Raw genomic sequence first — 13,165 nt, forward strand, 5'->3', positions numbered from 1 at the left:
AGTCGTACGGCGTAGCGGGTGGCCGCGAACGGTCGATTCCCGGCGGTGACCGGTGTGCGGCGCGGTGCGGGCGGGGCCCACACGCTGGTCGGCAACCCCCGGGTGGTCGTGCAGGCGCAGTCGATCAGCGGCGGGATCCACTACCGGGGCGACCCCGGCGGGCGCGGGGTGCTCACGCACCAGGAACGCCTGGCGCGGCTCTCCGGGCTGCGCGACCTGACCCCGGACCGGTTGGCCTTCGTCGGCCCCGGTGACGACCACCCCTCGCACCCCGCGCGGCTGTTCGCAGCCCTGCGCGGGCGCGCCGACGACCGCGGCGTCGTCTTGGTCGGCCCGGCGGGCGCGGGCAAGACGCGCACCTGCCTGGAGGTCGCGGCGCTGGCCGAGCAGCAGGGCTGGCGGGCGCTGCACGTGCTCGGCGGCGAGCAGTCCGTCGAGCAGATCGTCGACGCGGTGCTGGCCGACTCCGCCCCCGCGCTCGTCGTCATCGACTACCTCAGCGAGTGCCGCGGCCTGGACCACACCGACCTGCGCGGCTGGCTGATCCCGGCCGCCCGCGCCCAGGGCGTGCGCGTGGCGGTGCTGGCCACCGCGCGGCCCGGCTGGATGCTGCTCGACGACGCCGACCCGGTGCACCTGGAGTTCGAGACCGTCGAGCTGCGCGCGGACCACGAGCACTTGGACGCGATCCGCGCCGCCATCCTCGACCTGGAGGCCCCGACCGCCTGCAGGCTCTACACCCGCGAGTGGGTCGAGCGGGTGTGCGGGCGCAGGCCGGTGATCGCGATGCTGGTCGCGCGGGAGATCGAAGCCCGGGCACGCAGCGGCGCGCGCCCGGAGGACGACCCGCGCCGCGACCTCGCGGGCTGGTTGCTCAGCAGGCTCTGGGAGGACGGGCTGGTCCTGCCGCGCCCGAAGCGCGCCTTCGACCGCGTCGAGCCGGACGTCGGGTTGCAGGTGGCCGCGGCGATGGTCGCCGCGTGCCCGCAGCCGCGCGAGGCGCTGGAGCGGGTCGCGGAGGGCGTGCTCGGCGACACCGAGACCGCCGGGGACGACGCGCGGCAGTACGTCGACACGCTGCTGCGGATGCGGTGGATCGAGGAGGACGGGCCGACCCTGGCCGTGGTGCACGACATCGTGGTCGACCAGCTGCTGGAGCAGACCATGCTCAGCGGGCCCGGCGACCGGGTGCGGCGCGGCGTGGCCACGGCCATCCTGGCGCCCGCGGTCGACGACGCCCGCACCATGGGCCGCTACGCCACGAACCTCGCGCGGCTGGTGCGCGAGCTGGGCGCCAAGGGCCGGGCCGACGACCTCGCCGGGTTCTGCGGCGAGTGGCTCGCGGACAACGCCGCGGCGATCGGGCAGACCCTGCTCGCCGACACCGAGTCCGGCGGCTACACGCTCGGCACCCTGCTCGGCGGCGCGCCGTGGGCGACGGCCGCGCTGGCCGGGTGGCCGTCGCTGATCGGCCCGTGGCTGGCCGAGCACGGCCGCACGGCGCAGGCCCGGCACCTGTACTTCAAGGGCTTGGCGGTCGCCTCCGCCGACCGCGCGGCGCACCTGTCCGACGGCGCGGTGCTGTGGCTGCGCGAGCACGGCGCCCGGGCGGGTGCCGGGTTCGTGCTCAGCGCGCTGCTGGCCAAGGCCGACCTGGGCGCGCACTCCGACGCCGTGGTCGGCACCGCGCTGGACTGGGTGCGCAGGCACTGGCGCCGCGTCGACGCGCAGTACGTGCTGACCGGGGTCCTGGGCAGGCGCCAGGACGACCTGGACGCGGCGGTCGCGGTCGAGCACGCGCGCCGGTGGCTGGGCGAGCACGGCGACCGGGACGACTCCCGGTACGTGCTCAACGCGCTGCTCACCCGCGACGACCTGGGCCTGGCCACCAAGGAGATCATCGGCTGCGGGCTGGACTGGCTGGCGCGCCACCGCGGCCCCGAGGGCGCCATGGTGCTGTCGGTCCTGTTGCGGCGCACCGACTCCGCGGTGCCGACCGGGCTGGAGTGGCTGGGCGCGCACGGTGCGCTGCCCAACGCCCAGTACGTCCTGGAGCAGCTGCTCACCGCGCGCAGGCTCGACGGCGCGCAGGCCGAGGCGGTGGTGCGGCACGGTTTGCTGTGGCTGCTGGACAACCTCGACCGGTTCGCGGGCGGTTTCCTGCTCCAAGCCCTGCTCGACGGCCGCGACCTGGGCGCGCACACCGGCGACACGCTCGACCTGGCGGTGGTGTGGCTGGGCAGGCACGGTGCCGAGCGGGTCGCGGGCGCGGTGCTCGGCAGGCTCGTCGGCCGCGACGACCTGGGCGGGCGCGGGCAGGCGGTGGCCGCCGCGGCGCGCGAGTGGCTGGGCGCGCACCACGAGTCGCACACCGCCGGGCCGCTGATCGCCTGCCTGCTGCGCCGCCCCGACGCGGGTGGCGTGCTGGCGCACGGGGTGGCGTGGCTGACGGCGAACCGCAAGCACCCGCGGTCCGGGTCGATCGCGGTGGCCCTGCTGCGCCGCCCGGACCTGGGCGGGCACCGCGACACCGTCACCGCGCACGCGCTGCGGTGGCTCGTCGGGCACCGCGACCACCCGGCGGCCCCGGACATGCGGGTCGCGCTCGGCTTCCCCGACCGGTCGGGGTGCGGCGACCTCGCGGGGGCGGTCGCGTGGGTCGGCGGTCACGCGGACGTGCCCGCGACCGAGGTGCCGCTGCGGCACCTGCTGCTGCACGAGGACCTGGGGTCGGACGAGTCGACCGTGGTCGCGCACGCGCTGGCGTGGCTGTCGGCCAACGGCCTGCACCCGGACGCGGCGGCGCTGATCGACGCGATCCTGCCGCGCACCACGGGCACGGCCGCGATCGAGGTCGCGCTGGCGTGGCTGGCCGAGCACCGGCTGCCCGGGCGCGCGTTGATCCTGCGGTCCCTGCTCACCCACCCCGACCTGGGCGCGCGCGCCCCGGCCGCGGTGGCGCTGGCGGTGGACTGGCTGGGCGAGGAGGAGGACTTCCTGCGCGAGCCGCACCTGGTCGTGCTCAAGTGCCTGCTGGACCGCCCCGACCTGCCCGCGCGGGCGCACGCGGCGGCGGTGACCTGGCTCGACGACCACGACGGCACGTCCAGCACCGCGCAGGTGCTGAACCTGCTCGTCGACCGCCCCGACCTGGGGGTGTGGGCCGAGCCGGTGACCGTGCGGTCGCTGGCCTGGGTGCGGGCCAACCCGGGGCACGCGGGCGCGTCGGCGGTGCTGAGCAAGCTGCTGACCCGCCCCGACCTCGGGCCGTGGGCCGCGCACGCGATGGCGTACGCGTGCACGTGGATCGCCGACTCCGGCCACGCCACCCGCGCCCGGTTCGTCATCGGCAGGCTGCTGGCCCGCCCCGACCTGGGCCCGCTGGCGGTCCGCGCGGTCGACCAGGCGCTGCGGTGGCTGGACCACAACGAGGTGTACCCGAAGGCGTGGTTCGTGCTGATCCCGCTGCTCGACCTGCCGGGCGCGCACCGGGCCGCGGCCCGCGCGCACGCCCGCGCCTGGCTGGCCGCCACCACGAACGACCCGGGCCGCCGAGCCGACATCGAGACCCGGCTGGCCCGGGTCCACTAGGCGATACTGCGTGCCATGAGGTTTCGGACCACTGTGGAGCTGGGCGGCAAGACCGCCACCGGGTTGCGGGTCCCCGCCGACGTCGTCGAGGCGCTGGGGCCGAAGAAGCGGGTGCCGGTCAAGGTCACCGTGGGCGGGCACACCTACCGGACGACGGTCGCGCCGTACGGGGGCGACTTCTTCGTGCCGCTGAGCGCGGAGCACCGGACCGCGGCCGGGGTCGCGGCGGGCGACGAGGTGGACGTCGACATCGAGGTCGACACCGAGCCTCGCGTGGTGGAGGTGCCCGACGACCTGGCCGCCGCGCTGGCCGAGGGCGGCGCGCGGGCCGCGTTCGACGCGCTGTCCTACAGCCACCAGCGCGCGCACGCGCTGTCCGTGGCGGACGCCAAGACCGAGGCCACCCGGCAGCGCCGGATCGCGAAGGTAGTGACCGCCCTTACCTCATAACTCCCTGTCTCCAACTCATAGGGACTGATACGGTAGATTAGATAACTATGGAGATGCTGTCCGTGGAGCAGGTGGCAGACGAACTGGGACTGCACGTGCGCACCGTGCGCACGTACATCCGCGAGGGCAGGCTCAACGCCGTCCGGATCGGGAAGCAGTACCGGATCACCCGCGCCGACCTGGAGGCCATGACCGGCGCGCCGCCGCCGGTGGCCGCCCGGCGCGCCGAGGCCGCCACCACCGTGCGGGTCGACGGGATCGGCCGGTCCGACATGGACCGGATCTCGACCCTGCTCACCGCCTCGACCGCGCGCGGCGAGGGGGTGCGGATCCAGATCTCCTACGACGAGGACAACGCCAGCCTCACGGTGATGCTGCTCGGCGGCCTGGCCGCGACGGCGGAGCTGCTGCGGCTGGTGCACGTCCTCACCGACCAGGAGGGACGAGGACCGTGACGGTGCTGCGCTGCGCGGCCGACGGCCCGCTGCTGACCACCGCCGACGACGCGAACGACCTCATCGGCGAGGCGTGGGGCGCCGGGGCGACCGCCGTGGTGCTGCCGGTCGAGCGGCTCGACGAGCGGTTCTTCCGCCTGTCGACCGGTTTCGCGGGCGCGTTCATCGGCAAGTTCGTCAACTACCGGCTGGTGCTGGTCGTGGTCGGCGACATCGCCGCGCACCTCGAGCGCAGCGAGGCGCTGCGCGCGTTCGTGGCGGAGGCGAACCGGGGCAGGCAGTTCTGGTTCGCCGCCGACGCGGCCGAGGCCGAGACCCGACTCGCCCAGGTGTGAGCGAACACCACACCGGGGCGCGCGGCAGGGACCATCCAACCAAGGTGGACAGCCGCGTGAACCCGGTCCCGGACAAGGGAAGCGGCCCTGCCGTCGGGGGGTGACAGGGCCGCGCTCTTGGTATCGCCAGGACGGCCCGCGCGTTACCGGTTGTTGTGGACCGGTTCGGCACGGCCCGCCGGGACGTCGGGTGTGGACGGTTCCAGGGGGAGGGTGACGCGGAAGCGGGCACCGGTGCCGGGGCCGTCGCTGTGCGCGGTGACCGCTCCCCCGTGCAGGGCGACCACGCCGCGCACGACGAGCAGCCCCAGGCCAAGACCGGAGCCGCGGGCACCCGGGGCGCGGGTGAACGCCTCGAACAGCGACTCCGCGGTCGCCGGGTCGAAACCGGCGCCGGTGTCGCTGACCTCCAGCACTGCCTCCCCCGGCCGGGTGGCCAGGGACACGGCGATGGCGGTGTCGACCGGGCTGTGCCGGACGGCGTTCGCCAGCAGGTTGCGCAGCACCTGGTCGAGCCGGACCTGGTCGCCCAGCACCCGCACCGGGCTGTCGGGCAGGGTCACGGCCACCGCTCGACCGCCGAGTTCGACCGCGGCGACACCCGCGCGCACGAGGTCGCGCATCCGCACCGGCAGCCGGTCGACGCGCAGCGCGCCGGTCAGCACGCGGCCCGCGTCGAGCAGGTCGCCGGTCATCCGGTTGAGCCCGTCCACCTGCCGCTCCAGCACGGCCAGGGCGGGGTGCTCCCCCACGTCCAGGCTCAGCACCTCGGCGGCGGCGCGCAGCGCGCCCAGGCAGTTGCGCAGCTCGTGCGACACGGCGGCGAAGAACCGGTCCTTCGCCAGGTGCTCGGCGCGCAGCGCGGCCCCGGCCTCGGCGAGCCGGTCGTTGGCGGCCTTGAGCTCGCGCGACCGGACGAACAGGTCGACCCGCATGCGCTCCAGGCTGGCCCGCAGGTGCTCGTCGCCGGTGCGGCCCACGACCAGCTCGGTGACGTCCTCGACGCGGTGCAGGATGTACGCGATCGCGCCGTCGGCGCCGATCAGCGGGGTGTTGACCGGGCTCCAGTGCCGCTCCACGAACTCCCCGCCCGGCCCGACCGGGATGTCGTAGCGCTGCAGCGGCATCGTGTCCGGCAGGCCGGTGGCGAGCACCGTTTCCAGCGACCTCCGCAGATTCCGGACACCGTCGGCGCCGACGAGTTCCGGGTTGTCGGGGAAGGCGGTGAAGAGGTGTTTTCCGAGGAGTTCTTCGCGTTTTGTCGCGGTCGCCGCCAGATAAGCCGGATTCACCTCCACGATCACCAGGTCCGGGCCGAGCACGAGATAGGGCGACGGGGTGGCGGCGAACAGCAGGGCGAAGTCCATCAGGAGTCCAGCCGGTACCCGAACCCGCGCACGGTGGTGATCTTCGGGACGGTCACGCCCGCGGCGACCAGCTTGCGCCGGATCCGGTAGACGTGCTCGTCGACCGTGGTCGCCGCCTGCCAGCGCGACGACGAGCCCCACACGTGGTCGAGCAGCTGCTCGCGGGAGAAGGTCTGGCCCGGCGCCGAGGCCAGGAACTCGATCAGCCCGTACTCGCGCGGCGTCAGCGCGATCGGCTCGCCCGCGCGCCGCACCTCGCGCGCGCCGGTGTCGATCTCCAGACCGCCCACCCGGATGGCGGTCGGCGGTGGCGCGGGCGGCTTGGACCGGCGCAGCACGGCGCGGATCCGGGCCGCCAGCTCGCGCAGCGAGTACGGCTTGACCAGGTAGTCGTCGGCGCCGAGTTCCAGCCCGACGACCCGGTCGGCCTCCTCGCCGCGGCCGGTCACCACGATCACCGGCAGCGGGTTGTCCCGGCCGCGCAACCCGCGCAGCAGGTCGAGGCCGTTGCCGTCGGGCAGGCCGAGGTCGAGCACGACGAGGTCGGGCTCCTCGCTGTCGACCAGCCGCAGCCCGGTCCGCACGTCGGCGGCGGGCAGCACCCGGAAGCCCTCGCGGGCGAGGTAGTCGCGGGACATCGCGGCCAGGTCGGCCTCGTCCTCGACCAGGATGACCACCGGTCGGGCGGTGGGAAGTGACTCGCTCTCGGATTCCACTCCGGCCTCGTTGAGGAAATGTTGATTCGGCTGGGACGGCGCGGCCAAGACCGAACGGTATCACTGGGAGAGAACACCCCGCATAGGTCGGGTGACCGCCATTCGGGGCATAACTGAAACCTTTTTGGGAACGAGGCGCGGATCATGGTGAGCAGGGCGCGGTTGGCGGACGTGTTGATCGACCTTTCCGACACGCTGGCGCCTGATTTTCGGTTGTCGGGCTACCTGCGCTCCCTGGCCGCGCACTGCGCGCGGTTCGCGGGCGCCGACGCGGTGGGCGTCGTCCTCGCCGAGGGTGACGGCTCCCTCCGGGCGCTGGACGCGCGTCCGGGTGAGCGCGTGTTCGCCGACCTGTTCGACCTGCAGTGCGCCCAGGGCCCGGCGGTGCTGTGCTGCGCGACGTCGGTGGATGTGGCGGGCGCGGTGGACGCCTGGGCCGGGTTCGGCGTCGCCGCCGAGGAGGCCGGGTTCCGGTACGCGCACGCGGTGCCGATGCGGCTGCGCGGTGTCGCGACGGGCGCGGTGGTGCTGTACCGGGTCGCCGACGAGCCCTTCGACGAGGAGGAGATCGCCGCGGTCCGCGCCCTCGCGCACATGGCCGCCGTCGGCATCGGCACCGAGCGGGCCGTGCGGCAGCGGCAGGTGCTGGCCGACCAGCTCCAGTCCGCGCTGGACAGCCGGGTGGTGATCGAGCAGGCCAAGGGTGTGCTGGCCGAGCGCAAGGGGATCCGGCTCACCGAGTCGTTCCAGGAGCTGCGCAGGCTGGCCCGCAACCACAACCTCAAGATCGGCCAGGTGGCCGAGGAGGTGGTGCGCAGCGCCCTGCCCACCCCGGTGGCGGCGCGCGGTTGACGGAACGGGGCACTCGGGCGGGAGATCGGCGGCCGGGAGAGGATGGCCCGGACCGATCACTCCGATCCGGCGCGGATCGGGGCTCTCGACACCCGAGGAGCACGCATGGCAGAGCAGAAGCCCGAGGTAGAGCCGCACGACGGCCCGCCGCCCACCGACCTGGTGGTCACCGACCTCAAGGTCGGCGAGGGCGACGAGGCCGTGCCGGGCAAGGTCGTCTCGGTGCACTACGTGGGCGTGGCCCACTCCAGCGGCGAGGAGTTCGACGCCTCCTACAACCGCGGCGAGGCGTTCGACTTCCCGCTCGGCGGCGGCCGGGTCATCGCGGGCTGGGACCGCGGTGTGGCGGGGATGCGCGTGGGCGGTCGGCGCAAGCTGGTCATCCCGCCGCACCTGGGCTACGGCGACCGCGGCGCGGGCGCGGTCATCAAGCCCGGCGAGACCCTGATCTTCGTGGTGGACCTCCTCGCGGTCCACTGACACGCGGTAGGGCGCTTTAAGCCCACGCGGTAAGAGGAGTGCGGTAAGTCGGCTCGGACCGGCACAGTCTGAAGCTCCCCGCCCGTCGCCTGACAACCCGGCGTCGGGCGGGGCTCCACCGGCACCCACACCAGATCGGCACTCACACCAGCGCGGCCAACCGCGCCAGCAACGGCCGCACGGCCTCCGGCGACTCGACGTGCGCGTTGTGGCCGAACCCGGGCAGCACCACGGGATCCGCGACCAGCGCGCGCAGGTGCTCGGCGGGGGACATCGGGTCCGTCTCCCCCGCCGCGAGCAGCACCGGGCAGCGGGCCGCGGCGAGCAGCCCCGGCAGATCCGGTCGCCCCACAGCGAACGCGCGGGGGTCGACCGCCGCGCGCCAACCGCCGTCACGGCCGTTGACCGGACCGGCGGGCAACCCCGCGAGCCTGCCCGCCCACGCCGCGGCCTCCTCGCGGGTGCCGAACACCTTGGCCGGTTTGGCCCCGAGCGCGGCGCCCTTGGCCAGTTCCTCCGGCGTCCAGCTGACCTTCACCCCCAGCGCCCCCACCGCGGCGACGCGGACGCCGAACCAGCCCGACGCCAGCGCCAGCGCGACCACCCCGCCCAGCGAGTGGCCGAGCACCACCACGGGCTCGGCGGGGTCCAAGCCCTCGGCGACCCGCGCGGCCAAGCCGCCGAAGGTGTAGCGGTCGAGCGGGGCGGCGGTGCCGTGGCCGGGCAGGTCGGGCGCGCGCACGGGACCCGCCCAGTGCCGCGCCGCGTCGAGCCCGGTCCACACCTCACCGCTGCCCGCGAGCCCGTGCAGCAGCACGAGGGTGGGCGCCTGTCCGTCGGTCACGGCGTGATCCTGCCGCACCGGGACCGGGGTCCGGCAGCCCCCGCGAGGGGGTCAGCAGCCGCCGCAGGTGTAGTAGGTGACGTCCCAGTGGTTCGACTCGTAGTAGTAGATGTTGCCGCTGGCCGACTCCCACTTGTCACCGCCGATGGAGGTGAAGGTGTTGTGGATGTAGTTGGTGAGGCAGGTGCTGAGGGCGAAGTCGAGCTTGTAGCCGTTGTAGTGGCTGTAGGTGCCCGCGGCGTGGCCGACCTCGGTGCCGCCGGTGATGTTGAGGCCGCAGCCGCTGGCGCTCTTGAGGGTCTGCGCGCCCTGGATGGTCGACTGGTTCACCTGTTCGAAGGACGTGCAGGTGGCGTTGTTGCGGTCCGAGCAGTTGCCGCTGGAGGACCAGGTGATGCCCGACGCGGTCAGCTGCGCGGTGGCCTGGGCGTGGGTCAGCTTGGTGACCAGCAGCGCCACCTGGGTGTCGGCGTCGGGGGTGAAGACCGGGTCGTGCTCGGACGCCGCGCCGGTGGCGGTCGGGGCGGTGGCGAACGCGGGGGACGCGGCCAGGACGACACCGACCGCGGCGGCGGCTAAGACACCAAGAGCCCGAGTGAACACGCGCACGAGTGACCTCCGAGTGGGGTTGGAGAGTGACACCCGGTAGCCTATTTGTCACTTTCTCGCCGTCAACCGGTTTCAACGGTGACTTTCCCACCGGTCATGCCCCGTTCACCCCGCGCCCACCTCGGCCGCGTCGAGCGCCCGGTTGGCGCGCCGGTCCCGCATCGCCAGCAGCAGGGCGACGAGGACCAGCGCCACCGCCGCCGCCAGCGCGACCGCCAGCGCGAGCGGGTAGTCGTCCCCCGAGCCGCCGAGCACGGCCTGGTAGATCGCCGCGAGGGTCGCCGTGCCGACCGCGGTCCCGATGCGCTGCCCGGTCTGCAGCACGCCCCCGGCCACCCCCGCCATCCGGTTGGGCACCCGGGCCAGCGTCATGGTGGTGTTGGGCGAGATCACCGCGCCGCCGCCGACCCCCGCGACCAGCATCGGCAGCGCGATCCACCAGCCGGTGGCCCGCCCGGGGCCCAGCAGCGCGATCCCCGCCACCACCGCCAGTCCGCCCGCGACCAGCGCCAGGCCGACCACGGTGATCAACCGGCCGTACCGGGCCACCAGCCTGCCCGCCACCGCCGCGGACACCGCGCCGCCGATCGCGAACGGGGTGACCGCCAGCCCGGACTGCCACGGCGTGTAGCCCAGCCCGGTCTGGAAGAACAGCGCGAAGACCAGCCACACACCGGTGAACCCCGAGAAGTACGCCAGTCCGACGCCCGCGCCCGCGAGGTAGCCGGGGGTCTCGGTGAACAACGAGGTGTCCAGCAGCGGCGCCCGCCCGCGCCGCGCGGTCCGCCGCTCCCACCGCAGGAACAGCCACCCCAGCGCGACGGCGACCGCGAACAGCCACCACAACCGGCTCAGGCCGCCGTCCTCCGCCTGCACCAAGGGGAACAGCACGGCGAGCACGGTCGCGCCGAGCAGCAGGGCGCCCACCACGTCGATGTCCGGCCTGCCGCCGGACGCGCGGGCGGGCAGCAGCCGCGCGGCGAGGGCGAGCGCGACGAGTCCGATGGGGAGGTTGACGTAGAAGATCCACCGCCAGCCCTCGGGGTCGCCGAACACCGCGAGGATCAACCCGCCGAGGACCGGGCCGACGGCGGTGGACACGCCCACGGTCGCGCCGAACACGCCGAAGGCGCGGCCGCGTTCCGCGCCGGAGAACAGGTCCTGGATGAGGCCCGAGTTCTGCGGGGTGAGCAGGCCGCCTGCCAGGCCCTGCGACAACCGCGCCACGACCAGCCAGGTCAGGTTCGGCGCGGCGCCCGCGAGCACGCTGGTGAGCACGAAACCTGTGAGAGCTATGAGAAACATGCGCCTGCGGCCGAGCGCGTCGCCGAGCCTGCCGCCCGCGACGAGGGAGAGGCCGAAGGTGAGGGCGTAGCCGGAGACCACCCACTGCGCGGCGCCGGGCGCGGCACCGAGGTCGGCGCGGATCGAGGGCAGGGCCACGTTGACGATGCTGACGTCGAGCAGGCTCATGAAGCCCGCCGCCTGGGTCACCGCCAGCGCCCGCCACCGCCGCGGGTCCGGCTCGGTCGGCGCGTCGGCCTGGCTGTTGGTCACCCTAACGTCCTACCCCCTGACGGGGAGGAACGCACCATCGGTCCACTCTTCGTCACACCGGAATGGTTCGTCCCCTTCGGACGGGGGAATATGAAGCACGATCGCGTTAACTCACTGCCTTCACCGCGAAGCTATTGCCACACCGTGCGACGATCTTGTTCTCCCTGTGCACACTCGGCCGCCGGAGGTGTCGGTTTCACTGCCCTAAGGGGAGCCCCGACGGGGCGAGATCCCCGCCACGGCACCGATCCCGCCGCGTACGGGTGCTTCCTTACGGCGCCACGGGTGCACCGCTTGGTACACGCAGAGCATCGCCCACAGCTCCTGCGCCACCCCGTGGGGGTCCTGGGAGCGCAGCGCGACCGGGCCCGCCTCCAGCGACTCGAACAGCGCCTCGAACCGCCAGCGGGTGCGGTGCAACGCGGCCAGCTCGGTCGCGGGCGCCTGGTCCGGGTCCAGCAGCGTGGTGACCAATACCGCGTCGGGCACCTGGACCACGCGCACCGCCAGCGAGCCGCCGACGGGGTCGCCGTCGGGCAGCAGCCGGGACAGGTAGGTGCCGTCGGGCAGGGTGTGCAGCCGCGGCAGCGCCACCGGGACCCGGGCCCGCCACAGCAGGTCCGCGCCGCGGTCGGCGGCGGCCCGCCAGAGCCGGTGCCCACCGACCACCCGGTGCGAGACCACGAGCGTGCCCGGACCGAGCGTGTCGAGCACCAGCGGCGCGAGCTCGTCGCGGTGCGAGCCGACGGCGACGTCGAGCAGCGAGCCGGTGTCGTGCCCGGCCAGCACCGAGACCCGCACCGTGGGGTGGGCGAACGCGGCCAGGTTCGCCGCGGTGTCGGGGATGTCGACCGCGCCGCCGTCGAGGGTGCACACCCGCATGCCGCGCCAGCGCGCGGTGTCCACGCGGTCGGCGGCGGCGCGGCGCTGGAACAGCCTGCGCATCACCTCCGGCCCCAACCGCTTGCGGGCCTTGGTGATCGAACCGGTGCTGGGCGCCGACCGGGTCCCGGTCGCCACGCCCGCCCACCGCATGCCCGCGGTCAACCGGGCCAGCACGGCGTCGTAGCCCGCGCCGCCGAAGAGCCATAAGGCGAGGGTGAAGTAGACCATTGTGCGCGCGGGCAGCGCCCGCGACCGCTGCTCGCGCGCCCCCGCCGCGTCGATCGCGGCGTCGACCTCCTCCGGGGGGAAGGCCCTGATCAGCATCCCGATCGCCACCCGGTCGGACAAACGGTCCCGCGACGCCTTCGTCGCCCGTGTAATTCCGCCCACAGAAGGACCTTTCACCCGATGCCAACTTAAGGAAGTAACGCCTTGTCGATCTTGTCGACGAGTGCGGCGACATGAATAGCATCGGGAGCCGGGCACGCGCCAGAGGCCCCGGACCGCCAGACAATTCTCAGAAGACCTACCCTCGGAATCCCCCGGCCGTCGAGCGCGGGCCGGGCGACGTTTTCCCCTACACCCATTCGGCGGGTAAAGCACGCCGCCGAGAAGGAGTGATCCGAGATGTCGGCAAAGAGACTCGCCACCGCCGCCGCCTGCGCGGTGGCCGCCGCGCTGGTACCCGCGACCGCCGCCCAGGCAAGCACCGCACCGGTGCGCGGGGCGCTGCTGCTGACCGTCACCACCGCCGACGGGCGCAGCGACGTGGCGTACCTGGAGTGCGCTCCCGACCGCGGCACGCACGCGCACCCGACGGCGGCGTGCGCGGCGCTGTCGCAGGTGAACGGGGATGTGGCCCAGCTGCCGGGCAACCCGGGGCAGCTGTGCACTTTGGAGTACGCGCCGGCGCGGGCGACCGTGCACGGCCTCTGGGGCCCGCGGTTCGTGCGCTACCAGCAGACCCACCCCAACCGCTGCGCGCTGGCCGCGGCGACCGGACCGGTGTTCGACCTGTAGGTAC

Annotated in this window: 13 protein-coding genes; 7 read left to right on the top strand and 6 right to left on the bottom strand. The window is 74.1% G+C overall.

Annotated features, from left to right (window positions below; all coding sequences use genetic code 11):
- Positions 1-18 precede the first annotated feature (18 nt).
- The 4 genes from V5P93_RS24445 to V5P93_RS24460 are packed head-to-tail and all read left to right on the top strand — an operon-like array spanning position 19 to position 4,831.
- Positions 19-3,591, top strand: coding sequence for a hypothetical protein (locus V5P93_RS24445; RefSeq protein WP_104480185.1), 3,573 nt, complete (start codon positions 19-21; stop codon positions 3,589-3,591).
- Positions 3,592-3,606: 15 nt separating this feature from the next.
- A complete protein-coding gene (locus tag V5P93_RS24450) occupies positions 3,607-4,041 on the top strand; it encodes a YdeI/OmpD-associated family protein (protein ID WP_104480186.1) in 435 nt (144 codons plus the stop codon).
- A 47-nt stretch (positions 4,042-4,088) separates the two neighbouring features.
- The gene (locus tag V5P93_RS24455; protein WP_104480187.1) at positions 4,089-4,496 is read left to right on the top strand and encodes a helix-turn-helix domain-containing protein; all 408 of its coding nucleotides are present in this window, start codon (positions 4,089-4,091) and stop codon (positions 4,494-4,496) included.
- Entirely contained in the window at positions 4,493-4,831 is a 339-nt protein-coding gene (locus V5P93_RS24460; RefSeq protein WP_104480188.1) for a DUF4180 domain-containing protein, read from the top strand. Before V5P93_RS24455 ends, V5P93_RS24460 begins: the two co-directional genes overlap by 4 nt.
- 143 nt (positions 4,832-4,974) lie before the next feature.
- On the opposite strand, the gene V5P93_RS24465 is transcribed toward V5P93_RS24460, so the two are convergent.
- Together V5P93_RS24465 and V5P93_RS24470 are read right to left on the bottom strand one after the other, a co-directional pair.
- Positions 4,975-6,198, bottom strand: coding sequence for a PAS domain-containing sensor histidine kinase (locus V5P93_RS24465; RefSeq protein WP_104480189.1), 1,224 nt, complete (start codon positions 6,196-6,198; stop codon positions 4,975-4,977).
- Positions 6,198-6,914, bottom strand: coding sequence for a response regulator transcription factor (locus V5P93_RS24470; protein WP_104480190.1), 717 nt, complete (start codon positions 6,912-6,914; stop codon positions 6,198-6,200). Before V5P93_RS24470 ends, V5P93_RS24465 begins: the two co-directional genes overlap by 1 nt.
- A gap of 144 nt (positions 6,915-7,058) precedes the next feature.
- Between V5P93_RS24470 and V5P93_RS24475 the strand changes: the two genes are divergently transcribed.
- Both V5P93_RS24475 and V5P93_RS24480 read left to right on the top strand, forming a co-directional pair.
- Positions 7,059-7,766: a GAF and ANTAR domain-containing protein gene (locus tag V5P93_RS24475; RefSeq protein ID WP_104480191.1), complete on the top strand. Its 708-nt coding sequence runs from the start codon at positions 7,059-7,061 to the stop codon at positions 7,764-7,766.
- A 105-nt stretch (positions 7,767-7,871) separates the two neighbouring features.
- Positions 7,872-8,246: an FKBP-type peptidyl-prolyl cis-trans isomerase gene (locus tag V5P93_RS24480; RefSeq protein ID WP_104480192.1), complete on the top strand. Its 375-nt coding sequence runs from the start codon at positions 7,872-7,874 to the stop codon at positions 8,244-8,246.
- 142 nt (positions 8,247-8,388) lie between these two features.
- Here V5P93_RS24480 and V5P93_RS24485 read toward each other — a convergent pair whose 3' ends face one another.
- From V5P93_RS24485 to V5P93_RS24500, 4 genes are all read right to left on the bottom strand, one after another.
- Positions 8,389-9,090, bottom strand: coding sequence for an alpha/beta fold hydrolase (locus tag V5P93_RS24485; protein WP_104480193.1), 702 nt, complete (start codon positions 9,088-9,090; stop codon positions 8,389-8,391).
- 51 nt (positions 9,091-9,141) lie between these two features.
- Positions 9,142-9,699, bottom strand: coding sequence for a hypothetical protein (locus V5P93_RS24490; protein WP_104480194.1), 558 nt, complete (start codon positions 9,697-9,699; stop codon positions 9,142-9,144).
- Positions 9,700-9,804: 105 nt separating this feature from the next.
- Positions 9,805-11,256: an MFS transporter gene (locus V5P93_RS24495; RefSeq protein WP_245931366.1), complete on the bottom strand. Its 1,452-nt coding sequence runs from the start codon at positions 11,254-11,256 to the stop codon at positions 9,805-9,807.
- A 204-nt stretch (positions 11,257-11,460) separates the two neighbouring features.
- A complete protein-coding gene (locus tag V5P93_RS24500; RefSeq protein WP_146108095.1) occupies positions 11,461-12,465 on the bottom strand; it encodes a transposase domain-containing protein in 1,005 nt (334 codons plus the stop codon).
- Between the two features lie 303 nt (positions 12,466-12,768).
- Between V5P93_RS24500 and V5P93_RS24505 the strand changes: the two genes are divergently transcribed.
- On the top strand, positions 12,769-13,161 hold the full coding sequence (locus V5P93_RS24505) for an SSI family serine proteinase inhibitor (protein ID WP_104480196.1): 393 nt from the start codon (positions 12,769-12,771) through the stop codon (positions 13,159-13,161).
- The last annotated feature ends 4 nt before the right edge of the window (positions 13,162-13,165 follow it).

This window comes from Actinokineospora auranticolor (genome assembly GCF_041897805.1).
Lineage (GTDB): Bacteria > Actinomycetota > Actinomycetes > Mycobacteriales > Pseudonocardiaceae > Actinokineospora > Actinokineospora auranticolor.